Annotated in this window: 20 protein-coding genes; 17 read left to right on the top strand and 3 right to left on the bottom strand. The window is 53.8% G+C overall.

Annotated elements, in window-relative coordinates; genetic code table 11:
* Positions 1-30 precede the first annotated feature (30 nt).
* The 15 genes from L1X57_RS05090 to L1X57_RS05020 all read left to right on the top strand — a co-directional run bounded on the left by L1X57_RS05090 (position 31) and on the right by L1X57_RS05020 (position 18,217).
* Positions 31-2,193, top strand: coding sequence for a methyl-accepting chemotaxis protein (locus L1X57_RS05090; RefSeq protein WP_009723965.1), 2,163 nt, complete (start codon positions 31-33; stop codon positions 2,191-2,193).
* The gene (locus L1X57_RS05085) at positions 2,190-3,062 is read left to right on the top strand and encodes a CheR family methyltransferase (protein ID WP_234667957.1); all 873 of its coding nucleotides are present in this window, start codon (positions 2,190-2,192) and stop codon (positions 3,060-3,062) included. The genes L1X57_RS05090 and L1X57_RS05085 overlap by 4 nt, the downstream gene beginning before the upstream one ends.
* An 88-nt stretch (positions 3,063-3,150) precedes the next feature.
* Positions 3,151-4,212 (top strand): protein-glutamate methylesterase/protein-glutamine glutaminase, encoded by a 1,062-nt coding sequence (locus tag L1X57_RS05080; protein ID WP_234667956.1) that lies wholly within the window; start codon positions 3,151-3,153, stop codon positions 4,210-4,212.
* A gap of 37 nt (positions 4,213-4,249) precedes the next feature.
* Positions 4,250-5,959: a methyl-accepting chemotaxis protein gene (locus L1X57_RS05075; protein WP_009723961.1), complete on the top strand. Its 1,710-nt coding sequence runs from the start codon at positions 4,250-4,252 to the stop codon at positions 5,957-5,959.
* A gap of 48 nt (positions 5,960-6,007) precedes the next feature.
* Positions 6,008-6,397 carry a chemotaxis response regulator CheY gene (gene cheY / locus L1X57_RS05070; RefSeq protein WP_009097747.1) on the top strand — a complete coding sequence of 130 codons (390 nt, stop codon included), beginning with the start codon at positions 6,008-6,010 and terminating at the stop codon, positions 6,395-6,397.
* A 42-nt stretch (positions 6,398-6,439) separates the two neighbouring features.
* Entirely contained in the window at positions 6,440-7,135 is a 696-nt protein-coding gene (gene cheZ, locus L1X57_RS05065) for a protein phosphatase CheZ (protein WP_009723960.1), read from the top strand.
* A 117-nt stretch (positions 7,136-7,252) separates the two neighbouring features.
* Positions 7,253-8,419 carry a flagellar biosynthesis protein FlhB gene (flhB, locus tag L1X57_RS05060; protein ID WP_009723959.1) on the top strand — a complete coding sequence of 389 codons (1,167 nt, stop codon included), beginning with the start codon at positions 7,253-7,255 and terminating at the stop codon, positions 8,417-8,419.
* Complete coding sequence (gene flhA / locus L1X57_RS05055; protein ID WP_009723958.1) at positions 8,416-10,500, top strand: flagellar biosynthesis protein FlhA; 2,085 nt, start codon at positions 8,416-8,418, stop codon at positions 10,498-10,500. The genes flhB and flhA overlap by 4 nt, the downstream gene beginning before the upstream one ends.
* 52 nt (positions 10,501-10,552) lie before the next feature.
* Complete coding sequence (flhF, locus tag L1X57_RS05050; protein WP_234667955.1) at positions 10,553-12,772, top strand: flagellar biosynthesis protein FlhF; 2,220 nt, start codon at positions 10,553-10,555, stop codon at positions 12,770-12,772.
* Positions 12,769-13,347, top strand: a complete 579-nt coding sequence (locus L1X57_RS05045) for a hypothetical protein (RefSeq protein ID WP_009723956.1) — start codon at positions 12,769-12,771, stop codon at positions 13,345-13,347. The genes flhF and L1X57_RS05045 overlap by 4 nt, the downstream gene beginning before the upstream one ends.
* A 53-nt stretch (positions 13,348-13,400) precedes the next feature.
* Positions 13,401-13,895: a flagellar protein FlhE gene (locus L1X57_RS05040; RefSeq protein WP_009723955.1), complete on the top strand. Its 495-nt coding sequence runs from the start codon at positions 13,401-13,403 to the stop codon at positions 13,893-13,895.
* Between the two features lie 26 nt (positions 13,896-13,921).
* Complete coding sequence (locus tag L1X57_RS05035; RefSeq protein ID WP_009723954.1) at positions 13,922-14,623, top strand: RNA polymerase sigma factor FliA; 702 nt, start codon at positions 13,922-13,924, stop codon at positions 14,621-14,623.
* A 39-nt stretch (positions 14,624-14,662) separates the two neighbouring features.
* Entirely contained in the window at positions 14,663-15,478 is an 816-nt protein-coding gene (locus tag L1X57_RS05030) for a motility protein A (RefSeq protein WP_009723953.1), read from the top strand.
* 4 nt (positions 15,479-15,482) lie between these two features.
* The gene (locus L1X57_RS05025) at positions 15,483-16,154 is read left to right on the top strand and encodes an OmpA/MotB family protein (protein ID WP_009723952.1); all 672 of its coding nucleotides are present in this window, start codon (positions 15,483-15,485) and stop codon (positions 16,152-16,154) included.
* 23 nt (positions 16,155-16,177) lie between these two features.
* Positions 16,178-18,217: a sensor domain-containing diguanylate cyclase gene (locus tag L1X57_RS05020; protein WP_009723951.1), complete on the top strand. Its 2,040-nt coding sequence runs from the start codon at positions 16,178-16,180 to the stop codon at positions 18,215-18,217.
* 12 nt (positions 18,218-18,229) lie between these two features.
* On the opposite strand, the gene L1X57_RS05015 is transcribed toward L1X57_RS05020, so the two are convergent.
* A complete protein-coding gene (locus L1X57_RS05015; protein WP_009723950.1) occupies positions 18,230-18,784 on the bottom strand; it encodes a hypothetical protein in 555 nt (184 codons plus the stop codon).
* A 208-nt stretch (positions 18,785-18,992) separates the two neighbouring features.
* Here L1X57_RS05015 and L1X57_RS05010 point away from each other — a divergent pair, with 208 nt between their 5' ends.
* Together L1X57_RS05010 and L1X57_RS05005 are read left to right on the top strand one after the other, a co-directional pair.
* Positions 18,993-21,104, top strand: a complete 2,112-nt coding sequence (locus tag L1X57_RS05010) for an adenosylcobalamin-dependent ribonucleoside-diphosphate reductase (RefSeq protein WP_009723949.1) — start codon at positions 18,993-18,995, stop codon at positions 21,102-21,104.
* Between the two features lie 59 nt (positions 21,105-21,163).
* A complete protein-coding gene (locus L1X57_RS05005) occupies positions 21,164-21,958 on the top strand; it encodes a hypothetical protein (protein ID WP_009723948.1) in 795 nt (264 codons plus the stop codon).
* A gap of 106 nt (positions 21,959-22,064) precedes the next feature.
* Here L1X57_RS05005 and L1X57_RS05000 read toward each other — a convergent pair whose 3' ends face one another.
* Entirely contained in the window at positions 22,065-22,805 is a 741-nt protein-coding gene (locus L1X57_RS05000) for a Crp/Fnr family transcriptional regulator (protein WP_009723947.1), read from the bottom strand.
* Positions 22,806-22,984: 179 nt separating this feature from the next.
* The gene (gene uvrA, locus L1X57_RS04995; RefSeq protein ID WP_009723946.1) at positions 22,985-25,834 is read right to left on the bottom strand and encodes an excinuclease ABC subunit UvrA; all 2,850 of its coding nucleotides are present in this window, start codon (positions 25,832-25,834) and stop codon (positions 22,985-22,987) included.
* Positions 25,835-25,875: the final 41 nt, after the last annotated feature.

Raw genomic sequence — 25,875 nt, 5'->3', positions numbered from 1 at the left:
CGGCTTCAATACTAAAAATAAGGTATGCGGATGCGTAATAACCAGCCAGTCACTCAGCGTGAAATTGAACTCCAGAGTGATGATTTCCTCGTTTCGCGTACGGATCTTAAAGGGCGCATTACCTATGCAAACCCTGCGTTTATCCAGATAAGTGGTTTCCAGCACGAAGAGCTGATAGGCGCGCCCCATAATTTGATTCGACACCCGGATATGCCGCCGGCGGCGTTTGAAAACCTGTGGCAGACCGTGAAAAGCGGTGAAACATGGCGAGGGCTGGTTAAAAACCGCTGTAAAAATGGTGATCACTACTGGGTAAGTGCCAGCGTAACGCCGATTATTGAGGACGACCACGTCGTTGGCTATGCCTCTGTCAGGGTGCAGGCATCCAGAGACGCGATTGCACAAGCGGAGCAGGCCTACGCTGAGATTCGCGAAGGCCGTAATAAGCACCTGTATCTAGACAAGGGTAGGTTGCGCAAGAAAGGTCTTACTCAACGTTTAAAACGGATACGGCTGGATACCCTACGCGCTAAATTGGTCGGTATGATTGTGATGGCTGGTGCACTGCTGCTGGTGAGCGGTGGCCTTGGACTGTATGGCCTTAACGTCGCGGGAGACCGGCTTGCGGCGCTCAATAATGATGGCCTGCAAGACGTTATTCGCTTACAGCAAATTGATCAGACCATTGCGCAAACACGTCAGGCCATGATTGAACCAGAGCGTATGGAGCTGATTCAACAGCGCTTTGAGATGGGTGACATGATTGCCAATAGCGCGGCGACAATTGAGTCCGCTTGGCAGCAATACTACTCCCGTGACGTCAACACGACAGCGCTTGCCACCTCCTTCAATGCTCAGCTGCAAACCTTTTTAGACAACGGCATGTTCCAAGCAGAAACCGTCTTGCAAGCAGAAGACACATATCAAGTGTTTACCGGTTTGGACGCAGTCATCAGTGTGATGAATAACGAAGGGCGCGAACTCTCGACGATGGTGAACCAACTCATCGCCCAAAAGCAGACTGCCGCTGAAGCAATGGCTGCTGATGCCGAGCAAGGTCAAGCCAGCATGCTTAGCGCTCAAGCCGCTGTTCTGGGGGGCGGCCTGCTGGCGCTTATCCTGCTTGGGGTAATGACATTACGTTCCATTGTTCGGCCGCTAAAAAGTGCGTCACGTTTTACTTTGCAAATAGCGGGCGGAAACCTAGCCGCAAAAGTGCCTCCCCATCAGCGTGACGAAGTTGGGATGCTGATGGAGTCGCTGAATACCATGCGGAAAAGTTTGAGCAGCATTATTAGCGATGTAAAAGGCGGTATTAATGTGGTCACTCCCGCCGCGCGGGATATTGCCACTGGCAACGAAGCCTTATCGTCTCGTACCGAGCAACAGGCAGCGTCGCTACAGCAAACCGCATCCAGCATGGAAGAAATGACAACGACCGTGCGTCAAAACAGCGATAACGCTCAAGAAGCGCGTCGTCTTGCCGATAACAATGCTAAGCAAGTGACGCAGACCGGAGAGCTCATGTCGCAGTTGGTCGAGAATATGCAGCGAATTACCCAAAGTTCGCAAAAAATGACTGACATTATCAATGTGATTGACTCGATTGCTTTCCAAACCAATATTCTGGCACTCAACGCATCGGTAGAAGCTGCCAGGGCAGGAGAGCATGGTCGCGGGTTTGCGGTGGTTGCTGAAGAAGTACGTAAATTGGCAGGAAGAAGCGCTAGCGCCTCTCAAGAGATTCGCGTGTTAATTGATGGTTCTAATCAAGAAGTCAATGTTGGCGCTGGGCTGGTCAAAAAAGCCGAAGTAGCGATTAGTGAAGTTGCCGATGCGGCGCGAAATGTCACGCAGATTATGCACGACATTTCGTCAGCGTCGGAAGAACAGAGTCATGGCATCGCAGAAGTTAATCAAGCCGTTGCCGAAATGGATCAAGCGACTCAACAGAACGCCGCGCGCGTTCAGGAAACGGCACGCGCCGCCGTGGCATTAGAGCAACAAGCGGGCTTATTAGCCCTGTCTGTTGAGGCGTTTCGCTTGAATCATCAGAGCTCGCCAACAACGGCACTTAGCCCCACACCTGCTGGCTATCGAGCGCGGGCTCAGCTCCCAGACAGCCCAACTAAACCGCCTACGTCGTCAACTACACGGCAGCTGGCCTCAGTAGAGGAGTGGGAAGAATTTTGATCGACCAACGCGAGCGGGGAGTTGATGTCGGCCAGTGGGCATCAGGGGGGCAGATCGAACGTGATCTTGTGCTCACCGATGCCGACTTTGCGCGTATACGGGAATTGATTTACCAGCGCGCCGGAATAGTACTTGCTGAGCATAAACGTGAAATGGTCTACAGCCGCTTAGCGAAGCGTTTGCGTCACTATGGTATTACTCGTTTTACCGACTATCTGTCGCGGCTGGAGCGACAGCCGGACGCTAAAGAGTGGGAGGCGTTTACCAATGCGTTAACCACCAACCTCACCGCTTTTTTTCGTGAGGCGCATCACTTTCCGCTATTAGCTGAGCACATCAAGAAACAGCAAAGTCCTATCACTATTTGGTGTTCGGCAGCGTCCACGGGGGAAGAGCCTTACTCGATTGCAATGACGTTGTTAGAAACGTTGGGGCCTAAAGCCACCCAGGCCAAGGTCATTGCCACCGATATTGACACCGACGCACTAAGTAAAGCGCGTGCAGGCATTTATCCGCTTGAGCAGGTGCGTAAATTAGACGAAGGGCGGGTTAAGCGGTTTTTCCAGAAAGGCACCGGTGGTCATGCAGGTTTGGCACGCATAAGGCCGGAAGTTTCATCGTTGGTAGACTTTGTGCCGCTTAATTTGCTGGCACCCCAGTGGTCGGTAAAAGGTCCTTTCGATGCCGTTTTTTGTCGCAATATTATGATTTATTTCGATAAAGATACCCAAGCCAAGATTCTAAAACGGTTTGCTCCGCTGATGAAGCCGGACGCGTTACTGTTTGCGGGACACTCGGAAAATTTTTCGTATATCAGCGATGCATTCAAGCTGCGCGGGCAAACGGTTTATACCCTCGCAAAAAAATAAATCGGTTACGTGCGTTTACTCCTTTTGGCAATTGCCTTATTCGGAGTGGGTTGGCACACAGGTGGCTACCGTATAAAGGAGGCGTGCTTTGAGCGCAGCCAAAATCAAAGTGTTGTGCGTCGATGATTCGGCGCTGATTCGTGACTTGTTGACTGAAATAATCAACTCACAGCCAGATATGGAAGTCGTCGCCGTCGCGCCAGACCCCATTGCCGCGAGGGATCTGATCAAACAACACAATCCTGATGTGCTGACACTGGATGTGGAAATGCCGCGGATGGATGGTCTTGATTTTCTTGAGCGGTTAATGCGGCTTCGCCCCATGCCAGTACTCATGGTGTCATCGCTGACCCAGAGTGGCTCAGAGATTACCCTGCGTGCGTTAGAGTTAGGCGCATTGGATTTTGTGGCCAAGCCCAGCTTGGGTATTCGTAGCGGCATGATGGAATACGCGACTGAAATTACCGACAAGATTCGCGCCGCTGCTCGCTCACGTCCGCGCCAAGCCCGCCATAAAAATGCGCCGCCGCCCACACAGTTGAAAGCGCCCATGGTGTCTAGTGAAAAGCTGATTATCATTGGCGCTTCTACTGGCGGCACAGAAGCGATTCGGTCGGTGCTCGAGCCACTGCCGGCGAACGCGCCGGCCATCTTGATTACTCAGCACATGCCCGGTGGTTTTACGCGCTCCTTCGCCGAGCGGCTAGATCGGCTGTGCCGAATTAGCGTAAAAGAAGCCACCGATGGCGAGCGTGTACTGCCAGGCCATGCCTATATTGCCCCAGGCGACCAACACCTAGAGCTTGTCCGCAGTGGTGCCAACTACGTCGTACGCTTAAATGATGGCCCACCGGTTAATCGTCACCGTCCCTCTGTTGATGTGCTGTTTCATTCTGCTTCTAAGCATGCGGGTAAAAACGCCATTGGCGTGATTTTGACCGGCATGGGTAAGGATGGCGCCGCAGGGCTGCTAGAGATGCGCGAAGCCGGTGCGGCTACCATTGCGCAAAACGAAGAAAGCTGTGTGGTGTTCGGTATGCCAAGGGAAGCAATCGCAGTAGGGGGAGCGGTAGAGGTGGTGGCTTTAGATGATATTCCATCGCGTTTGATGGCCTTAATTGCCGCTTCAGGGCGTGCTCAGCGGGTATAACACCCCATTACGCTATAAATGAGGGGAACAGAAAAACATGACACGCTCACTACGTCATATCAGTATTCACTCTGCGGTTATTGTCGCGCTGGCTAGCTTTGTCATGCTGATATTAGTGTTAGCTGGCATTAGTTTCATGGCAGATCGTAATGCACAGGCCAACCTGTCGACCTATAGCCTTATCAGTAATGGTCAGCTCAACGAGATTAATCGCGCTGACTCGTTGCTCAATCAGGCAATGCTGGCCATGGAAACGGCATCCAACTTTTTAATGGTAGGCCAAACCCGTCAATCCAATGAGCAGGTCGATATCGCTCTGGATCGAATTGAGCGCGCCGAGCAGCGCTTTGAAAGCTTTGCTGCGACGCCACGCACGGCGCAAGGCGAAGCCCTGGGCGAGGCATTGACAGAAGACTTCCGTGAAGTGTTGGCCTTGGTCAAGCAGCAGCATGCTACGTTCGAAACCATGGACATCAATGCCTTCAATCGGCTTCGGGGAGAGTTGATTGAGCCATTGGACAGCTTATCCAATAGCGTCACGGCTTTCGTGCAGTATGGTTTTCAACGGGTAGAGAACATCCGTAATGAGACTGAGGCGCAAGGCGATGTGTTTATGTGGATTAATGCACTTGCTGTGGCAATTGCGCTGTTGGTGACAGTGTTCATTTATATGACACTACGCCGTACGGTTATCGCGCCGTTGAATGACGCGGTAAGACGGCTAGACAAAATTTCCCAGGCTGATTTAACGGAGCCTGTTCCTGCATCAGGTAAAAATGAAGTAGGACGGCTTTTTGCAGCGATGGGCATGATGCAGCAGAATCTTACGGCGATTGTGACGCGGGTTCGTGAAGGTAGCAGTGAAATTCATCACGGCACCCGAGAGATAGCGAGTGGCAATGCGGATTTGTCATCACGCACTGAGCAGCAGGCCGCATCGATTGAAGAAACGGCAGCCAGCATGGAGCAAATGACAGCCACGGTGAAACAAAATGCCGATAATGCACGTCAGGCAAGCACGCTGGCAGCAGATGCTTCCACTACTGCCGAGCAAGGTGGCCAAGTGGTCGAGCAGGTAGTGCAAACCATGCACGGTATTTCTACCAGTTCCCAAAAAGTGGCAGATATCACCAGCGTAATTGACTCTATCGCCTTTCAAACCAATATCTTGGCACTCAATGCCTCGGTAGAAGCGGCACGCGCCGGCGAGCAAGGGCGTGGTTTTGCCGTTGTGGCAGGTGAGGTTCGCAACCTAGCCAGCCGAAGTGCTGATGCGGCTAAAGAGATCAAAACGCTGATAGATGCCTCCGTTGCACAAATCAAGCAAGGCTCTACTCTGGTCGAGCAAGCGGGCAGCACCATGTCTGATGTCGTTACGGCCGTACGTCGGGTAACTGATATTATGGATGAGATTTCTGCTGCGTCTCAGGAGCAGAGCGATGGCATTGAGCAGGTAAGCCAAGCGGTAGGGCAAATGGATGAAGTGACCCAGCAGAATGCGGCACTGGTTCAGGAAGCCTCCGCGGCGGCCATGTCGCTTGAAGAGCAAGCAAATAAATTAGAAGAGGCAGTGGCTGTTTTTGCTTTGTTGAGTAGCCAAGAGGGGGCGCAACGCCAAGCATTGCCACCGAGTAGCCAAGTATCACAAGCATCAAGTGTGCCCTCTGCTAGGCCGCAGGCAGTCACTGCGACCAGCACTCGCCGAACCCCAGAGCCAAGCCACCACGACGAGTGGGAAGCGTTCTAGTTTTTGAACCTTGTCTTTTAAGAAATAATTTGATTGAGAGGATGACCGATGGCCGATAAGAACATGAGTTTTCTGGTAGTTGACGATTTTCCCACTATGCGTCGGATCGTTCGCAGCTTGCTGAAAGAGCTAGGCTTTACCAATGTCGATGAAGCAGAAGATGGCCAGGACGCCCTGAATAAGCTGCGTGCGGGTAACTTTGAATTCGTCGTATCGGATTGGAATATGCCTAACCTAGACGGCTTAGAAATGCTTAAAGAGATCCGCCAGGATGAAGCACTGAAAGGGTTACCCGTATTGATGGTGACCGCGGAAGCCAAAAAAGAGAACATCATCGCAGCTGCCCAAGCGGGCGCTAACGGCTACGTCGTCAAGCCGTTTACTGCGGCCACGCTCGAAGAGAAGCTGAACAAAATCTTCGATAAGATGGGTAAATGAAGCGGCTGCGCCTGAGTGCTCGGTTAACGAGGAGACAACACGATGAGTCAGCATGAGCAGGATAGCGCTACCCAGCTATCCGAAGAAGCTGCTGAAGACCTGATCTTTCGCATCGGCAAACTTACCCGCATGTTGCGCGACAACATGCGAGAGCTGGGCCTGGATAAAGAGATCGAAAAAGCAGCGGAAGCAATTCCTGACGCGCGTGATCGGTTGCATTACGTCGCTACCATGACTGAGCAGGCGGCTGAGCGTGCGTTAAACGCCATTGATCGCGCTCAGCCGTTGCAAGACCAGCTCTCTGACCGTGCTGAAGCGCTCGATAAGCGCTGGGCGGAATGGTTTGAAGCGCCCAAAGAGTTGGATGATGCCAAAGCCTTGGTGAAAGAGACACGCACCTATCTAAGTGATGTGCCAACCATTGCTGCTGCGACGAACAAAGAGCTGCTCGATATTATGATGGCTCAGGATTTTCAAGATCTTACCGGCCAAGTCATCAAAAAGATGATGGATGTCATCCGAGAAATTGAACATCAGTTGGTGCAGGTGCTGATCGATAATGTGCCGGGGGCTCATGTACGAGAGTCGATGCAGCGCAAGGCTGAAGACCAGTGGAAAAATGACAACGCACGTCGCAATGAAGAGCTGTTGAACGGCCCTCAGGTTAAGGACAATGCGCCTGATATTGTTACTGGTCAGGATCAGGTAGATGACTTATTGGACGAATTGGGCTTTTAATGCGTTGTTATTAAGACATTGTGAAAAGCAGTATCTGGCACTATAAGCATTTGTTCAGCCGTCCCTAGGGGCGGCTGAATTTATGATAAGCCACGCAAGATACCGCCGGATAGCCGCATGGCAGATGACGACAGCGATCAGGAAAAGACCGAAGAGGCCACGCCCCGACGCCTAGACAAAGCGCGGGAAGAAGGCCAAGTTCCCCGGTCTCGAGAACTGGCGACTTTTTTGCTGCTATTAGGCGGTGTGATTGGGCTATGGAGCATGGGACAAATGCTCTATGACCAGTTAGGCATGGTGATGGAGCAGGCCTTTTTATTCGAGCGCCGTCACGCCATGGAAAGCACCCCGATGCTCGTCAATGCGCTGGATCTGGGACAGCGCACGCTGTTTGCCATGCTACCGCTGTTCCTACTATTGACGGTGATTGCACTGGTTGCTCCCGCGTTATTAGGAGGATGGTTAGTCTCGGCAAAATCAATGCAGCCCAAACTGTCAAAGCTAAACCCAGTAAAAGGGCTAAAGCGTATTTTTTCGTCCCAGGCATTGATTGAATTAACCAAAGCGATTGCCAAATCAATCCTGGTCGGCGGCATTGCGTCGGCGTTTCTGTATGCCAACCTTGGTAAGTTCATGGGGCTAATGAATCAGCCCATTCAACAAGCATTGGCAAGCGCATTGAATATGTCAGCGTTCGCCGCTGGCCTGATTGTTTTATCGTTAGTTGTGGTGATTCTGATTGACGTGCCTTTTCAGCTTTGGAGCAATGCGAAAAAGCTGCGTATGAGTAAGGAAGAGGTTAAGCGAGAGCATAAAGAGTCGGAAGGCGACCCCCAAGTTAAAGGCCGTATTCGTCAGCAGCAGCAAGCAATGGCCAGAGGGCGAATGATGAGTAAAGTGCCTGATGCCGACGTTATTATCACCAACCCAACCCACTATGCAGTGGCCCTGGTGTATCAGGAAGGTAGCATGGGTGCCCCGCGGCTAGTGGCCAAAGGGGCCGATGCAGTGGCCGCGCGTATCCGTGAAATAGGTTTGGAAGCTGGCGTGCCGCGATTGGAAGCAGCGCCCTTGGCGCGCGCCCTGTATCATCACGTGGATTTAGATGCTGAAGTGCCTGCGGAACTGTATACCGCGGTTGCTGAAGTGATGGCCTGGGCTTATCGCCTGAAGCAGGTTGCACAACAAGGAGGCGAGGTGCCCCCAACCCCAGACAATTTATCGGTTCCTCCCGAAATGGAACGTTCCAATCGAGATGCCGGTGGCAGTGAGGCGCAATCATGAAAGGCTTAAGCCAACTGATCAATCAGCGCGATTGGATGGGCGATGTGCGCATGAAACTGCTCGCAGGGCCGCTGCTGATCCTGATGATCTTGGGCATGATGATTCTGCCCTTGCCGCCCTTCGCGCTCGACTTGCTTTTCACTTTCAATATCGCGCTGGCCATCATGGTGCTGCTGGTCAGCATGTTTGCGGAAAAGCCTCTCGACTTTGCCGCTTTTCCCGCGGTGCTGTTATTTACCACGCTATTGCGGCTATCGCTCAATGTGGCCTCGACCCGTGTGGTGCTAATGGAAGGCCATCAAGGCGGGGATGCGGCCGGTAAAGTTATCGAAGCGTTCGGTACCTTCCTGGTTGGCGGTAACTTTGCCGTTGGTCTGGTGGTCTTTTTGATCCTTGTGATCATTAATTTCATGGTTATTACCAAAGGGGCTGGGCGTATTGCCGAAGTAGGCGCCCGCTTTATGCTGGATGCGATGCCTGGCAAGCAGATGGCGATTGATGCTGACTTAAACGCAGGCCTGATTGGTGAAGAAGACGCTAAAAAACGGCGTACTGAAGTCGCCCAGGAAGCGGATTTTTATGGCTCTATGGATGGTGCGAGCAAGTTTGTACGTGGTGACGCCATGGCTGGTTTGGTCATCATGGTGGTCAATATTATCGGTGGACTGTTGATCGGTATGATGCAGCACGATATGGGCTTTTCGGATGCTGCCCGTACGTATACGTTGCTAACCATCGGCGATGGCTTGGTGGCCCAGATCCCCGCGCTGGTGATCTCAACCGCGGCCGGTGTCACCGTGTCGCGCGTCAACACTGACCAAGATGTTGGTCAGCAAATGATCAGCCAGCTATTTATTAATCCTCAGGTCATGATCCTCTCTGCGATGGTGATGGGGCTGCTGGGCATGGTGCCTGGGATGCCAAACTTGGTATTTCTGATTTTTACAGCACTGCTGGCGGGCTTAGCGTGGTATTTGATTCGCCAAAAAGAGCAGGCGTTGGTAAAAGAGGAGATATCTGCAGCGCCACTGCCCCAACAAGAGTCACCGGAAGCCAGTTGGGAAGATGTGCAGCTGGTTGATACGCTGGGACTTGAGGTGGGGCATCGTCTTATTCCCCTAGTGGACTCCCGCCAGAAAGGGGAACTGCTGGCTCGTATTAAAAGTGTGCGCAAGAAGTTTGCTCAAGAGGTTGGGTTTTTACCGCCCGTAGTGCACATACGCGATAACCTGGAACTGCCTCCAAATACCTACGTACTCTCCATGAAGGGAGCAGAAATTGGCCGTGCTGATGCCCAGCCGGGCAAATGGCTGGCAATCGACCCAGGTCAGGTATCAGGAGAATTGCAGGGAACGCCCACCCAAGACCCTGCCTTCGGTTTGCCCGCCATCTGGATTGATGCCAATCAGCGTGAACATGCCCAGGTGTACGGTTATACCGTGGTGGATGCCAGTACGGTCATTGCTACTCACTTAAACCACCTGCTGCATCGCCACTCGCCGGAAATGCTGGGGCGGCAAGAAGTACAAAAGCTGCTCGACAAGCTGGGTGAGGATCAAAAGTCGCTAGTCGAAGAGGTTGTGCCGAAAGCAATTTCGCTCACCGTACTACAGCGTATTCTGCAAAACCTGTTGGATGAAGATGTCTCGATACGCGATATGCGCACGGTGTTGGATACCCTGGCAGAACATGCTGGGCAGCAAAAAGATGCCAATGAGCTGACCGCACTGGTGCGCATTGCCTTGGGTCGAGCGATTACCCAGCAGTGGTTTGCCGGCCAGGAAACGCTCAACGTGATGGGGCTCGATGCCCAGTTAGAGCAAGTGCTTATGCAAGCCATGAATGGTAACGGCGCGATGGAGCCAGGGCTTGCGGATACGCTCATGACGCAGGCGCAAGAGGCCCTGGAGCGCCATGAAGGTAGCGGCGAAGCACCGGTGCTGGTCGTTCAGCACTCGCTGCGTGCTGTGCTATCGCGCTTCTTACGCAGGCGTGTGCGTCATTTGGTGGTGATGTCTCAGGCAGAAATACCGGATGACCGTACGTTGCGAGTCACCACGGTAGTAGGAGGACGAGCGTGAGATTGACGCAGAACACTCGTTCCAAGCCATCAAACAGAGGCACAGGTAAAGCATGAGCGTGAGACGATTTGTTGGAGCCAACAGCCGCGATGTAATGCGCCAGGTGCGCGAAGCATTAGGCGATGACGCTTTAATTGTCGCCAATCGCCGTACCGAGGGTGGTGTTGAAATACTAGCGATGGCGGATGAAGCGGTCGATCATTTTGAGCCTTCCCCCTCATCGCCTCCGCCACCTAACCCTACTTCCCAGATTGCTTTTTCATCGCGCGATTCAGATCCGCTTCAGGCCATGAGTGAGCGCTTGCTGCGTGAAATGCAAGAGATGCGGGAGTTGCTTTCCCAGCGGCAGTCAGTTGCCGATGTGCCCACCTCAGCAGCCACTGATGATCCCTATTCCCGTTTGCGCCAGCAACTGCTTAGCGTTGGTTTCAGCGAGGAGCTAAGCGACGAAGTGTTGGCAGAACTGCCGACGTCATTGGCTCAGCCAGATGCCGATAGCACGCTTACCATGGAGTGGCTTCGTGGGCAGCTAATGGCTCGGTTACCCGTACTGAAAGAAGAAACGGGCTTTTTTGATCAAGCGGGAATTGTGGCACTGGTGGGGCCAACGGGCGTCGGTAAAACCACCACAACCGCGAAACTAGCAGCGCGTTTCGTAATGCGTCACGGTACACGCCCCGTGGCCCTTGTCACCACCGATAGCTTTCGTATCGGTGCCCACGAGCAGTTACGAATTTATGCACGGCTGCTTGATACCCCCATGTATGCTTTAGATGCTGAGCAGCCGATTGATGAGTTAGTCGGACGGTTGCAGGGTAAACAGTGGGTCATTATCGACACCGTCGGTATGAGCCAGCGTGACCAACGTGTGATTGAACAAATCGCCCATTTACAGGGCGGGCAGGCGTCCGTGCGCTTAGTGCTGCTGCTGAATGCGGCCAGTCAGCCTGAAACGTTGGAAGAGGTCGTGTTGCGCTATCGCCAAGCGGCACGGGCGGCCGGCGCTGAGTTAGATGATTGCATTATTACCAAGCAGGACGAAGCCGGCCGGTTAGCCCCCGTGCTTGATATTGTCATACGCCATGGCTTGCGTGTGTTATTTGGTTCTTACGGGCAGCGTGTTCCAGAAGATATGGCGGTTGCGGATCCCGCTGCGTTGATTGATCAAGCCCTTAGTACCTCATTGGGGAAAGGGCGTGAAGAGCGAGGTTTCCCATCAGCTGCACACCCGCCTGGGGCCCATTCGGTGAGTTTACCGCGCTGGTCCCGGGATGTGCTGGGCCAAGGGCGTCGCCTCAGCTCTGTGCTGACGCGGCTACGTGAAAGGATTGTCGGGTTTTCAGCGTTAGAGTCGGTATGGGATATCGCCTCTTTGCCGGGTGTGTTGCAAGATAAACGCCTGGATGCGCTATTGGCTAGCGAGCCTTGTGCGGATAAGGGGCTGGGCATGGCATGGTCTCCCCGCCGTAATGAGCGGGGCTGTGACTGGTCGATGCCCGATCTCGGACTAGACGCAGACGGCGGGTGGCTTGCGCTAACCAGCCTGCAGCATCGTCAGCCTGCTGGCTGGCAATCACGTTTGTTGCGCCAGGGCGAAACGATGGGGGCCGCCGTACATCTGCTGCCCGTGTTTCCTGACCCCACCACGTTAGCGTGGTTAGAAGCCCAACACCTGACCTGGATCACGCTAGTGGCGGCCAGTCAGCGGGTATACTGTCAGGGCGAGCGTTATGCCCAGCGCCAGCTGTTTACAGATAGCCCGCTCACACATCACACCGACCTGCGTTTTCGTGGCCAAACGATGCAGCTATGGAACACCCATATGGCGGTGGAAGATGCCGCCGGCACCCCTCTGTTGGCATGGGTTGGGGAGGTTCGTGACCCTGAAAGTGGCAAACGCATCGCGCGTCGTTACTGGTTAACGCCTGCCCGGTTAGGTGCCGACGTGCGTTCGCTTCTGGTTATCCAGCTTCAAAGCGAAGGGGTATCCAGCCTGACCAAACGCGCTTGGCAGCAGTTGAAAGATTCGGATGATGGCGAGGTAAGCACTGAGGTTCGCTTATTGATGGCCAGCGGTATCGCGGCGGCGGCGGGGCACTTAGATGTTGTTAATGATGACGCTGCGATAGCACTGCGTTCCGATTTGTTAAGGCTGTTGGGTACTACTCGCAAGCGGCGCGATACGGCGATGTTAGATGCGCTTGTCCACGCGTTTATGGCTCGTGACGCTATTCGCCAGCTCAGCAGCGTTAGCCGAGAGGGGCTGGTATGAGTGCCCAGGATCAGGCAGCGGGCCTACGCAAGTGGGCAGATTTACAGCGCCAACAGCGCCAAACACAGTCTGTAGAGAGCGACCCCACGGCAGACGTATTTGCGGCTGAGCCTCTGACGCCTACGACTGATCTTTTAACAGTGCCACCGGTCGCTGCCTCAAAGCAAACCGCGGCGCCGCCCCCTGTGCCGCAAAAACCGCTTATCGTGATTGGTCTGCCTAGCAGTGGCGATCAGCAGGTGGCTAAAGTAAAAGGGCGCCTAGCCCAATGGTCAGTACTGGGCCGACGGTGGGCTGGCGACCCGGATGATTGGGATATTCACATCGTTAAGGCGGATGCCGCTAATCTTGGCCAACTGAAAGAGCGCTTTCCGCGTTGGGCGTTATGGATTAATAGCGATGCCGATGCTTTCGCACAGATGTATCGCTCGCTTCGGCAAGTGCAGGAAAACGGTGGTCCTAGGCAGCTGCTGGCGCTGCACGAGCCAAACTTGCCGCGTAGAGGTCTGCTCGACAACCTGCGGGAAGCCGCCAGCTATTATTTGGATATAGAGCTTTTACTGCTGGCGCGATGACGCTAGCCTGACGCAATGTGGCCGCGCTTTAACAGAGGCTAACAAGTGCCTCTATGAGGAATAACAATGCCTATGCTCGCTGGTTTCAAAACGCGTTATTGCAGCATGACTGCTACGCAAAAAGTTTTAACATAATGGGCTATCTCAAAGTCGGTAGCTTCAAAACCGTGCTGATGGTGGCACTAAGCGCCATTACAATGAGTGCTTATGCCGCTACTGGCAGCTGGAGTACCGAGGTGCCCAGCGTGCTGGTAGCGATGAGTGACCGAGCTGTCAGCAGCCAGCCCATTCAACCACCGGCAGGAGCTCAAGTAGAGGATGCTGCGATAGGGCGTATTCATTGGCGTTATCAAATGCCGGTCAACGCGCCGGTTAATGCGTGGCTATGCCACCCTGAACAGTGTGTTCCTTTGAACGCGATGCGGGGCTCAACCTCTGCGTTAGCCGGTAAGCAGGTGAATGGGCCGCTGCACTTTCGTTTTGCGTTGACGCCGGGCCAGCGCCCGGTGCGGGTGCAGGAACTGCAAGTGATTGTGAACTACCAGTGAACAGTGTTTAGCCGTGAGGCACGAGGATGTATACAGCACAAGGCAGGATTAAACAGAGCGAGCTGTTAACCCAATACATGCCACTGGTAAGACGTCAGGCCTTAACGCTGCAGGTAAGACTACCCGCAAGTATTGAGTTAGATGATCTTATTCAAGCCGGCATGGTGGGCTTATTAGAAGCATTGGGGCGTTTTGATGCGACCCAGGGGGCGACGTTCGCCACGTTTGCAAGCCAGCGTATTCGCGGCGCCATGATGGATGAGCTGCGCACACGTGATTGGTTACCTCGTAGTGTACGCCGCTCTGCTAGAGCCGTGGATGATGCGGTGCGCCGCCTCGAACAGCAGTTAGGACGCCCGCCAGAAGAGGGCGAAATCGCGCGTGATCTGGATATACCGCTCAGTGAGTATCAGCAATTACTTAACGATACGAACAGCGGCCAGTTGTTGCCCTTTGAAGAATTGGTGGCAGAAGGGGCAGAACCCGCGAAAGAGGAAGCCAATAACCTGCCCTTTGATCAGCTGTTAGATCAACAGCAGCGCCAGTCGTTAATTGATGCGATTGATGCCTTACCCGAGCGTGAAAAGCTGCTGATGGCGCTGTATTACCAAGAAGAGCTGAACCTTAAAGAAGTCGGGGCGGTGCTTGGAGTGACCGAGTCCCGCGTGTCTCAGCTTCACAGTCAAGCGATTAGCAGGCTTCGCGCACGCTTATATGACACCACCTAACGCCACTATTAATCACTAATAACCGGCGAGGAGCCGTTGATGAACCCATCTACGCTGATCGGTATTTTTGCCAGCATGCTATTGCTGGTAAGCGTGCTGTTTTTTACTGCAGAGTCGCCAGAAAGCTTTATCAACTTGCCGGGGCTTGCCATTGTGGTAACCGGTACCTTGGCCGCTACTTTTATTAGTTATCCGCTGAAAGAAGTGTTACGCGTGGTGCGCCTTGTGGGGTTGGTTTTTCGGCGCGAGAATACCTATGTACGTGATGATATTAACGAACTGGTTTCAATGTCGCGACTATGGTTTAAAGGCGACGTCAGGGCGGTTGAAAAGGAGCTAGAGCACACCCGTAATCCCTTTTTGCGCACCGGAATTCAACTGGTGATTGCTAATACGAAAGAAGATGAAATTTTTGACATGTTGCGCTGGCGCATTGCTCGATTAAAAGCGCGGGAACATGCCGAGGCGCAGATATTTCGTACGATGGCTACCTACGCACCCGCGTTTGGCATGATTGGTACCTTGGTGGGGCTGGTCAATATGCTGGAAGTGATGGATGCCGGGGATCTTGACGTTATTGGTCCGCGCATGGCAGTGGCTCTGCTGACAACGTTTTACGGTATTCTGCTCGCCAATCTGGTGTTCAAACCGATTGCCGTCAAGCTAGAGCGGCGCACGGAGGAGCGCCTTATCACCATGAACATGGTGCTGGAAGGTATCTCATTAATTACCAAACGACGCCTGCCTTCGTTTATTGAAGAAACGCTCAATTCCTTTGTTGCTAACTATCATGACGAGATCCGCGATGCCTCTGTGAAACCGCGGCCAACGGTTAGTTCTGCGGCAAAAGGGTAGCGCCATGCTAGATCGTGATTCACGGCACGCGCTGGAATTGCCTACTGTGTCAGGCGAGGGCGATGAAGGCTGGCTAACGAGCTACTTAGACGTGTTAACGCTGCTAATCACGCTGTTTGTCCTACTGCTTGCGTTGACGCCGCCGGGAGGAGGGGAAGCCTTTGACAGCGATAGAATGCGCTCGGCAAGTGCCGTCACCTCGCTCCCGTTGGCCAGCTTGGCAACCGGTATTCATCCCCGACACAGTGGCCTGAAGCCGCGGATGGCGGAGCTTGATATCCCCGGGGTTAGTGTCTCTCAAGGAGAAGAAGGTGTTACGCTGCGCATCGACGACAGCTTGCTTTTTCCTAGCGGTGACGCCGTACTAACGCCCCAGGGGCAAGATGTGTTAGAAAGCCTTCTGGCAGTGTTAGCGTCCTTTGAAGGCCAAATTTCAGTAGAAGGGCATACGGATAATATTCCCATTGCCACCTCACGCTTCCCCTCAAATTGGGAGCTCTCGGTAGGACGCGCTATTGCGGTTGTCCGGCATCTTGAGCGCCAGGGAGTCGCTATTTCACGTATGCGGGCAGTCGGTTACGCCGATACCCAACCCATGGAAAGTAACGCAACGTCAGAAGGCAGGTCTGCCAACCGACGCGTCGAACTGCTGTTAAGGCAGCAGACTGAGGGGTAAAGAGATTTCTTGAGGCTATCTCTGTGTCGAAGCATCACTCGCTACTACAGTCGTTCGGTGCATTACTGGTGCTCGATAACGACAGTCGGCGTATACAGGCGATTAGTAGCAACTTTGCTGTACTGCTGGGGGTAAGCCTTCCAGAAGGGCGTTTCCCGACGCTATCCAGCGTTCTAGGGAAGCGCTTAAGCCAGCGCGTACGCTACGAGCTACAAGGTCAGCAGCGTTTGCCGGGGCCGCTCACCTTTAAATGTCCCGCCCGACCAAATCGCTTCCAATTGCATGCCTACCGGGCAGGTACGCACGTATTAATTGAGATAGAACCCCTTAACACGCTTGGTAAACAGCGCTTGCTTGGCACCGTGAACGAACGCCTGATGCGTCTAGCGGAAGCTACGCATCAAGAAGAGCTGCTCGATTATTTGGTAATGGCCGTGCAAGAGTTAACGGGTCATGACCGAGTGTCGGTGTGTCATTTCGATAGTGATTGGCACGGGTTAATCGTGGCCGAATCGTTAGCTACAGGCCGTGCTCAGCCAGGTGTCGAGCTGCCGGTAGGCCGTTTGCCTGCCTTATTAGGACAGCGCTTTCCCGCCAAGGACTTTCCTATTGCGCTTCGGCGCGCCTACGAGCGCCATCCGGTGCGGCTGATCCAAGATGTTGCAGCACCTGGTGAGGATTTGCTGCCGAAGGGCATGGCGGTGGATGTGAGCGACTGCTTTTTACGAGCGCCTGCCCCCGAGCGGCAGCAGTACTTGCAACGCCTTGGTGTGCGCGGTGCATTAAGCGTGGCCATGCAGGGCGATACCGGCCTTTGGGGGCTGTTATTTTGTCATTCGACATCGGCGTACCCCGTGACGCCGCCTGTGCGCGACGCGGTACGCACCTTGGTGCAAATGGCCACACAACGGCTGTTGCTGCTAAGAGCCCGCCAAGAAGCGCGCTATTTGCAGCGCGTACAAGATAGCTTGGTGCTTTCAACCAATAACCGCTTAAAGCCTCAGGGGCCTTATCAGCTGTTTACTGAGCATGCCGATACATGGAAGGCGCTCTTTCGTGCTAATGGTGTTGCGTTATGGGTGAAAGGCAGTGTCTATCAATCAGGCAATACGCCCAAGCCGGAGGTAATCAGCCAGTTGGTCACGCGGATTGAAAAAGCCCACATCCATAGTGGGCCGTGGTGTACCCAGGAGACAGCCAAAGAGCCGCTAACATCCTCCTTAGACGTGCTAGAGCAGAGTGGTGTGCTGGCCGTGCCGCTGCCTACCGACCCTGCTCAGCGTGGTTGGCTGATGTTTTTTCGTCCTGAACAAGTGGAAACGCTCTACTGGGCGATGCAGCCCTCTTCAGCACCTCTGCCGCCCATGATGATGTCGCCTTCTGACGCGTGGTGCGAGGAGGTCACTGGAAAAAGTGAAGCCTGGCAACGGGTTGAGCGGCTAGCCGCGATGGATTTGGGAGAGGATTTAACACTGGCCATTTCTGCCTATGAGATCAGTACGCTCAATATGCACCTGGAGCGCGAGCGTAAAGCGCTGGCCGAGGCAAATCAGCGGTTAGAGCAGTTGGCACATTTTGACCCGCTCACTCAGGTGTGGAACCGCTACCGCATCGAGCAGGCTATTGATGCAGAGCTGGTTGCAGCAAAGCGCTACGGAGCGGCTTTTGCGCTGTTATTATTCGACGTCGACCATTTTAAACAGATCAATGACACCCTCGGCCACAGCGTGGGTGATGATGTATTGGTTTCGCTAGCACGTATGGTGGAAAGCTCACTGCGTGGCTGTGATCATTTAGGGCGCTGGGGCGGTGAAGAGTTCGTAGTATTGGCGACTCACTCCAGTATGGAAGCCGCAGAGGGGCTCGCTGAACGCTTGCGTGGTCTAGTGGCCACGCTTCAGGTAAATGGCTTGGATCAACCCATTACGGTCAGCATCGGCGTAGCCGTATGGCAACCCGATGACAACTGTAAAACTATCATCGCCCGGGCCGATGCGGCGATGTATCGAGCTAAACGCAATGGGCGTAATCGTGTTGAAATCGCTGAAAAAACCGTGCAGTGATGCGCGGCTACGCTAGTCGTCAGCGCGGTCACATAAGCGCTGCATTCTCTCTATGGCGCTATCAGCACCATCAAGACTAAAGGTCATATACCAAGGGTCACTATCCTGTTGGTCGAAGCCGATAAACAGCTGCTCGCCCTGGCTCATTTGATCCATTAATGTTTGCAGGTCGCTCAGATAGAAGTGCGCATAAAACCCGTCATCACCACGCTCGGTAATAAACTCGGCCATCGTGTCGATGATAGGCGTGTCATCCACCCGGATCCTGGTAGGCACTAGGTTAACCGCACGGCTTTCGCCTTGCTGCTCAGTCAACGTGACCCGCATTTCCAGCCACGGTAAGTCGCAAACACCCTGAGTCGCGTTCAAACTCAAGGTGGCATCCGAATAACTGTGGGTTTCCACGGCGCGAAAGTGTCGCTCGTTGCCCAGCGTCAGCGCCATTGACTGCCAATGATCGTGAGGCTGTGTGGCATCAATATTGAATGTTGCTGCCCAGCTAGGTAGCGCGGTGCAGGACAGTACGGCGCTGAAGGCCGCCAACGATAAAGGCTTTAAAGTAGGCATAAGGATGGCATCGCACAGGAAAACCAATAGCCTATCGTTTGTTTAAGATAAGCAAAAGGTAACGCGCTGATTTTTCTATATGTAGTAGTCTTTAACAATAAAAATGCCGCATATAGTGTGAAGTCAAGTCTATACTTCATAACCGCAAGACGTATAATCGCAGCGTTTTGAGCGCTATATTCACCCCGTTGTGAAGGAGTTTCGCGACATGAGCACCGCAGCAAAGGCTATGAAGACTTCGAATGACGTCCCGTTACAGGTTCCATCAAAAGATATCTGGGATGCCAAATATCGGTTAAAAGATCGCCATAGCCAACCTGTTGATCAGGATGTGGGTGCCACCTTTGAACGCGTCGCGCGCGCGTTAGCGGCGGTTGAAGGCGACAACGCTAACGAATGGTTGCCAAAATTCCGTTGGGCATTAGAAAACGGCGCCATTCCTGCCGGACGAATCCTTTCCAACGCGGGCGCTGAAGCGTATAAACCCGCGGTTAGTCTGATTAACTGCACGGTGTCCCGCACTATCCGCGACTCTATGCGCGATATTCTCGACTCAGTCGTTGATGCAGGCATGACGCTGAAGTCGGGTGCGGGTATTGGCTACGATTTTTCGACGCTGCGCCATAAAGGCGCGTTTGTGTTTGGCGCTGGCGCGGGCACTAACGGGCCGCTGGCGTTTATGGATATCTACGACAAAATGTGCTTCACCGTGGCATCCGCAGGCGGCCGCCGAGGCGCCCAGATGGGTACCTTCGACGTTGGCCATCCGGATGTTCGCGAGTTTATCCAGGCTAAGCGGGAAGCCGGTCGCCTGCGCCAGTTCAACCTGAGCCTGTTGATTACCGACGAATTTATGGAAGCAGTGAAACATAACGCCGATTGGCCGCTGGCGTTTCCATTGCACCCTGGTGAAAAAGACGATGTAAAAGCGGGCGATTTGATTTACCGCGACTGGCCCGTCATTGAAGAGGGTTATACGGTAGATGACCAAGGCCGCGTGGCTTGCCGTGTCGTTGAAGTTATTAAAGCTCGCGAGCTATGGGACACCATTATGTCCTCGACTTACGACTACGCCGAACCTGGGTTTATTCTGATTGATCAGGTCAATCGCATGAACAATAACTGGTTCTGCGAAGATATCCGCGCGACCAACCCGTGTGGTGAGCAGCCGCTGCCGCCGGAAGGTGCCTGTCTGCTCGGATCGGTCAACCTGACCAAGTTTGTGATTGAGCCGTTCAGCGACAAGCCGCGCTTTGATTGGGAGCGCTATCGCAAGGTTGTGGCAATCTTCACCCGCATGCTGGATAACGTCGTGGAAATTGCTGGCCTGCCACTGCCGCAGCAACAGCGCGAGATTGAGGCCAAGCGCCGCCACGGCATGGGCTTTTTGGGCCTTGGTTCAACGATGACCATGCTTAAAATCCCTTATGGCTCCCAAGCGTCGCTGGCCTTTACCGAAGAGGTCAGCCGCCACCTCGCTCTGGAAGGCTGGAAGCAAGCGTTAGAACTGTCTAAAGAGAAAGGCATGGCGCCTGTGCTTGAGCAAGAGCACACGATTACGCCTAAAATGATGCGCGAGCGTCCCCAGCTAGCGGCTGATGGCTATGAAGTGGGCGATAAAGTGCCTGGACGTATTCTGCATGCCCGCTATAGCCAGTACATGGCGAAAGTTGCTGAACTCGACCCCGAGCTGGTAACGCAGCTGGCGGAGCATGGCGCACGCTTTACCCACCACAGCTCTATTGCACCCACCGGTACGATTTCGCTGTCGATGGGTAATAATGCGTCTAACGGCATTGAGCCATCGTTCTCGCACCGTTATTTCCGCAACATTATTCAATCGGGCAAGAAAACCAAAGAGCAAGTTGAGGTTGTCTCGTTCGAGTTAGCCGCTTATCGTCACTTTATTGCCGCCGATGCGGTGGAAAGCGATTTGCCCGACTACTTTATTACCGCAGACTCGGTGACGCCCGAACAGCACGTGGCCGTTCAGGCGGCCGCGCAGCAGTGGATCGACTCGGCAATCTCTAAAACAGTTAACGTGCCGACAGAGTTCCCGTTCGAGAAATTCCAGGATCTCTACCTACAGGCTTACGAGAGCCGCTTGAAAGGTTGCACCACGTTCCGCTTCAATCCAGAAGCGTTCCAGGGCGTACTGGTACGTGAAGATGATTTGAAAAACACCACCTATGTGTTTGAACTGGAAAATGGCGAAACCTTAGAGCTGACTGGCGATGAAACGGTGGTTTACGACGGTGAAGAGCATAACGCCGCCAACCTGTTTGATGCCTTAAAAGAGGGCACCTACGGCAAATGGTAAGGGCGGGCTACGCCTTGCTAAGAACATCGCCCGACACCCTTTGCTAAGTGGAGAACACCATGGCTGTAGAAATTACCTCAAAAATCGTTGGTTATCGTATCAAGCAGCAGGAGCAGGCCGCGCCTGCCCCTGAGCTTCCGGAAGAAGATCCGCTGACGGTCAGGATTCCCTCGCGTCCAGAAGGAACGCTAGAAGCGGTATCCGAAAAGATCTCTTACGTTGGTGCGGAAGGTCGCAAAAAGGTTTACCTGCTGGTCTCTTTTATGCCCGTGGAAGGCGTGGTGGGTGGCCGACGTGTGGTTATTGAGCGACCGGTTGAGTTCTTTTTTCCTTCAGGGCAACTCTCCAGCGAGCATCAGTGGATTACGGCGACGATGCGCAGTCTTTCCCTTGCTGCGCGTGGGGGCTATGTCACCCAAGCAGTGGCTGACCTGCGCAAAGTTGCGTGGGATAAAGGGTTAGTGCGCTGTGGTATGAACCGCTGGAACAAACCAATGTTCCACGATTCTGAAGTGGCAGCGATTGCCTGGTCGATCCAGCAAATTCTCTATCGGCGCGGTTTCTTGGACCAAGATGGCAATCAAGTACCGGTAGAAATGCTGGTAGAGCGTTATGCGCACCGCATGCAGCATGGCCATGCTTGGCAACCACCGGTCGACGAGCCAGACACTAGCCCGGCTGCCGGCGCTGTAGAGCCGATTGGCGGTGCTGCCGAGCAAGAAAACGCCGCAAAAAAGCCTGAAGGCAGTGGCCCGGCAACCGTGGGTAACTGTCCTGAATGTCGCGGTGAGCTCATCATGATGGATGGCTGCCCAACCTGCTATGCAGGCTGCGGCTGGTCTAAGTGCGGCTAAATTAGGCAGAACTAGCCAACAAACAACGCCGCGTGGCCTAGATAGCCACGCGGCGTTGGGCGTTTTGGGGAAACAAAAAATGAGCCTTTGATTCAGGCGCTAAGGCTCAGGCGCTAATAAGTAGCGGCCTGACGTTATCGGTTAAATAGCAGTCGTCGAATTCCCCTTCGGTAGCCAGTGCCTTTAAATCGGGAATAGTGACGTTATGGCGGTCACGGAACACCAAGCCATCTTCACTCAGTGCACTAAAGGTTCGGCTCACATGAACCGGGCTTAAACCTAGAATATCGGCTAATTGTTCCTGAGAAAGTGGCAAGCGGAACTGTCCGCTGATGTCACGGTTGGTTTGGCGTAAGCGCAGGTACATTTCATGGAGAAAGTGGGCCATTTTTTGCCTAGCGCTGCGTCGCGCTAAGTTAACCAGCCGCTCCGTTAGTAGTGCCTGGTGGCGGCTGCCAATAGCGAACATTACCGAGGTGAGCGTCAGTGACTGACGAAACAGGTCTAGCATGCGCTTATGGGGGAAATGGCAGACGACTCCATCAGTGATCATGCGCACATTTTCCAGCCGTTTGGAAAACGCAAACTCCCGTAAACCAATAATATCGCCAGGTAAAAACACTTCCAGAATCTGCCGGTCACCGTTTTCTAAATGGCGATAGGAGTAAGCCCAGCCACTGCGTAGGGTGCAGAACTCATTCGCGGGTGAGTCCACCTCCCACAGCAGTGCCCCTGCTTTGATATCGGTAGGGCTCTCTTCCAATGCGTTCAGTAACGCTTTTTCTTCTTCGGTTAGTGAGCAGTAGTGACTGAAGTGGCTAATAATGCAGCTTTTATCCTGATCCACAGCGTCCTTCTCCTAAAGATTAGCAACGGTTAACAGGCCGCGTTGTTGATTACTATAAACAGAGCCCGCCAATGTTGCTTGCTCTTTTCGTGACACCGGTTTGCCCGCTTGTTGTACGTTAGCGTTTGCTGGCTTTGTACCATTCCCAGGGCGAGCGAAGGCTCTCCCTGGGAGCCGCGTCAGGACGTTTTTTTGGCACGATTACCGCGTTTTAACAGCGGTGCCAGGAAGTGTCCGGTGTGGGAAATGCTCTGCTTGGCAATCTGTTCAGGGGTGCCTTCGGCAATAATCTGCCCACCGCCAGAGCCACCCTCCGGGCCAAGATCAATAATCCAGTCAGCCGTTTTGATGACGTCCAGGTTGTGCTCGATCACCACAATGGTATTGCCGTGGTCACGCAGGCGGTGGAGTACCGTGAGTAGCTGGCGAATATCTTCGAAATGCAGGCCGGTGGTGGGTTCATCCAAGATATAAAGCGTTTTGCCGGTGTCCCGCTTGGCTAGCTCACGGGCTAATTTGACACGCTGCGCTTCGCCGCCAGAGAGGGTAGTGGCACTTTGCCCTAGGCGAATATAGGAGAGGCCCACATCCAACAGGGTCTGCAAACGGCGAGCGATAGCAGGCACTGGACTAAAGAATTCCAGAGCGTCCTCTACCGTCATGGCTAGCACTTCGTGGATCGTTTTGCCTTTATAGTGAATATCCAGCGTTTCGCGGTTGTAGCGTTTGCCTTTACACACATCGCATGGCACATAAATATCCGGCAGAAAGTGCATCTCTACCTTGATCATGCCTTCGCCTTGGCACGCTTCGCAGCGGCCGCCTTTAACGTTAAAGCTGAAGCGGCCTGGCTTGTAGCCCCGCGAACGTGCTTCCTGGGTGCCCGCAAACAGCTCGCGAATCGGTGTGAAAATACCGGTGTAGGTGGCTGGATTTGAGCGCGGCGTACGGCCGATGGGGCTCTGATCGATATCGATCACTTTATCAAGCTGATCCAGCCCTTCTATTTTTCGATAAGGAGCGGGAGTGAGCGTGGTGGCACGGTTTAGCTCACGGGCGGCGATGGGCATCAGAGTGCCGTTAATCAGCGTTGATTTACCTGAGCCTGAGACGCCGGTGATAGCGATAAATAGCCCTAGCGGCAGGCTGATGGTGACGTCCTGCAAGTTGTTGCCAGTCGCGCCGCTTACCACCAACTGTTTTTCAGGGTTACCAGGAATACGGTAGGGAGGGACAGCAATTTCCCGTGTCCCCGACAAGTACTGGCCCGTCAGCGAATTGGGGTTGTCCATCACATCTTGAGGGGTGCCCTGAGCGACGATTTCACCGCCATGGACACCTGCACCTGGGCCGATATCTAGAACATGGTCAGCCGCGCGAATTGCGTCTTCGTCATGCTCGACGACAATCACCGTGTTGCCTAAATCTCGCAGGCGCTCCAAAGTTTTCAACAAGCGGTCGTTATCTCGCTGGTGAAGGCCGATAGAGGGCTCGTCAAGAATATACATGACGCCCACTAGTCCCGCGCCGATTTGACTGGCGAGGCGAATTCGCTGGGCTTCACCACCTGAAAGCGTGTCAGCACTGCGCTCAAGGTTCAGATAGTCCAGCCCTACATTGACCAAAAACTCCAGACGGGCATGAATTTCGTTAACAATCTTATCGGCAATTTCACCTTTGCGGCCTGGTAGGGAAAGCTCGGCAAAGTAGCGCCACGCTTCACCGATAGGCAAATGCACGATATCGGCAATGTTATGGTCATCGACAAATACATGACGTGACTCTTTGCGCAACCGCGAGCCGCCACAGGTGGCGCAGGGCTGCACAGCGATATACTTGGCTAGATCGTCACGCACCATGTTGGACTCGGTTTCCCGATAGCGACGCTGCATATTGGGCAGTACGCCTTCAAAGGCGTGCTCGCGGGTCACCTTGCGGCCACGGTCACCCACATACACAAAGGGAATCTGTTCGCTGCCACTACCGTTTAAAATAATCTCACGCTCATGACTGGCCAGCTCAACCCACGGCGTTTCAAGCTCAAACTGGTAATGCTTGGCGAGCGCCTGCAGTTGGGTGAAGTAATATATGTTGCGACGATCCCAGCCTTTAATCACGCCTTCCGCTAGCGATAGCTCAGGATGGCTAATCAGCTTATCGGGATCAAAATACTGCTGAACGCCTAGGCCATCACAGGTGGGGCAGGCACCTGCCGGATTGTTGAACGAAAACATCCGCGGCTCAAGCTCAGAAAGCGAATAGCCGCAGACCGGACAGGCAAAGCGTGATGAAAAGGCGAGGTCTTCCTGATCGCCATCCATAAAGTGGACCATCGCCGTACCGTCGGCGAGGTTGATCGCGGTTTCAAACGATTCTGCCAGACGCTGGGCAATATCATCGCGCACTTTAAAACGGTCAACGACCACGCTGATATCGTGCTTTTTGCGCTTGTCCAGGGGGGCAATGTCGTCAAGTTCTAGCACTTGGCCGTCAATCTGTACCCTGACGAAGCCTTGAGCCCGCAGCTCTGCGAGTAGCTGCAGATGCTCCCCTTTGCGACCTTTCACCACCGGCGCCAGCAGCATTAACTTGGTGCCCTCGGCCAGGTTCATAACTTGGTCGACCATCTGTGAAATGGTTTGCGCTTCCAGTTCTTCCCCGTGCTCAGGGCAACGAGGCGTGCCTGCCCGAGCGAACAGTAGGCGCAGGTAATCATAAATTTCGGTAATCGTGCCGACGGTAGAGCGGGGGTTGTGGGAAGTGGATTTCTGCTCAATAGAGATCGCAGGCGAAAGCCCTTCGATGTGATCCACATCGGGCTTTTCCATCATCGAAAGGAACTGACGCGCATAGGTGGAAAGCGATTCCACATAGCGGCGTTGTCCCTCAGCGTAGAGCGTATCGAACGCCAGCGACGATTTACCTGAACCAGAAAGGCCGGTAATCACGATAAGTTTGTCGCGGGGCAGCTCCACATCGATCTGCTTGAGGTTGTGGGTGCGTGCACCCCTGACCAGAATGCTGTCCATCAACACCTCGAATCGCGTGGCAAAAGCGTAATTATACGTTT

The organism is Halomonas sp. TD01 (assembly GCF_923868895.1).
GTDB lineage: Bacteria > Pseudomonadota > Gammaproteobacteria > Pseudomonadales > Halomonadaceae > Vreelandella.
The sequence above is the reverse complement of the archived record's forward strand: the minus strand, read 5'-3'. Positions and strand labels throughout refer to the sequence as shown.

Excerpts from the sequence above, each read along its gene's own strand:
- L1X57_RS05025 (WP_009723952.1), top strand. The coding sequence starts at position 15,483 with ATGCTAGATCGTGATTCACGGCACGCGCTGGAATTGCCTACTGTGTCA.
- L1X57_RS05045 (WP_009723956.1), top strand. The coding sequence starts at position 12,769 with ATGAGTGCCCAGGATCAGGCAGCGGGCCTACGCAAGTGGGCAGATTTA.
- L1X57_RS05015 (WP_009723950.1), bottom strand. The coding sequence starts at position 18,784 with ATGCCTACTTTAAAGCCTTTATCGTTGGCGGCCTTCAGCGCCGTACTG.
- L1X57_RS05035 (WP_009723954.1), top strand. The coding sequence starts at position 13,922 with ATGTATACAGCACAAGGCAGGATTAAACAGAGCGAGCTGTTAACCCAA.
- L1X57_RS05090 (WP_009723965.1), top strand. The coding sequence starts at position 31 with ATGCGTAATAACCAGCCAGTCACTCAGCGTGAAATTGAACTCCAGAGT.
- L1X57_RS05005 (WP_009723948.1), top strand. The coding sequence starts at position 21,164 with ATGGCTGTAGAAATTACCTCAAAAATCGTTGGTTATCGTATCAAGCAG.
- cheZ (WP_009723960.1), top strand. The coding sequence starts at position 6,440 with ATGAGTCAGCATGAGCAGGATAGCGCTACCCAGCTATCCGAAGAAGCT.
- L1X57_RS05040 (WP_009723955.1), top strand. The coding sequence starts at position 13,401 with ATGAGGAATAACAATGCCTATGCTCGCTGGTTTCAAAACGCGTTATTG.
- uvrA (WP_009723946.1), bottom strand. The coding sequence starts at position 25,834 with ATGGACAGCATTCTGGTCAGGGGTGCACGCACCCACAACCTCAAGCAG.
- L1X57_RS05075 (WP_009723961.1), top strand. The coding sequence starts at position 4,250 with ATGACACGCTCACTACGTCATATCAGTATTCACTCTGCGGTTATTGTC.
- flhA (WP_009723958.1), top strand. The coding sequence starts at position 8,416 with ATGAAAGGCTTAAGCCAACTGATCAATCAGCGCGATTGGATGGGCGAT.
- L1X57_RS05010 (WP_009723949.1), top strand. The coding sequence starts at position 18,993 with ATGAGCACCGCAGCAAAGGCTATGAAGACTTCGAATGACGTCCCGTTA.
- L1X57_RS05030 (WP_009723953.1), top strand. The coding sequence starts at position 14,663 with ATGAACCCATCTACGCTGATCGGTATTTTTGCCAGCATGCTATTGCTG.
- flhF (WP_234667955.1), top strand. The coding sequence starts at position 10,553 with ATGAGCGTGAGACGATTTGTTGGAGCCAACAGCCGCGATGTAATGCGC.
- flhB (WP_009723959.1), top strand. The coding sequence starts at position 7,253 with ATGGCAGATGACGACAGCGATCAGGAAAAGACCGAAGAGGCCACGCCC.
- cheY (WP_009097747.1), top strand. The coding sequence starts at position 6,008 with ATGGCCGATAAGAACATGAGTTTTCTGGTAGTTGACGATTTTCCCACT.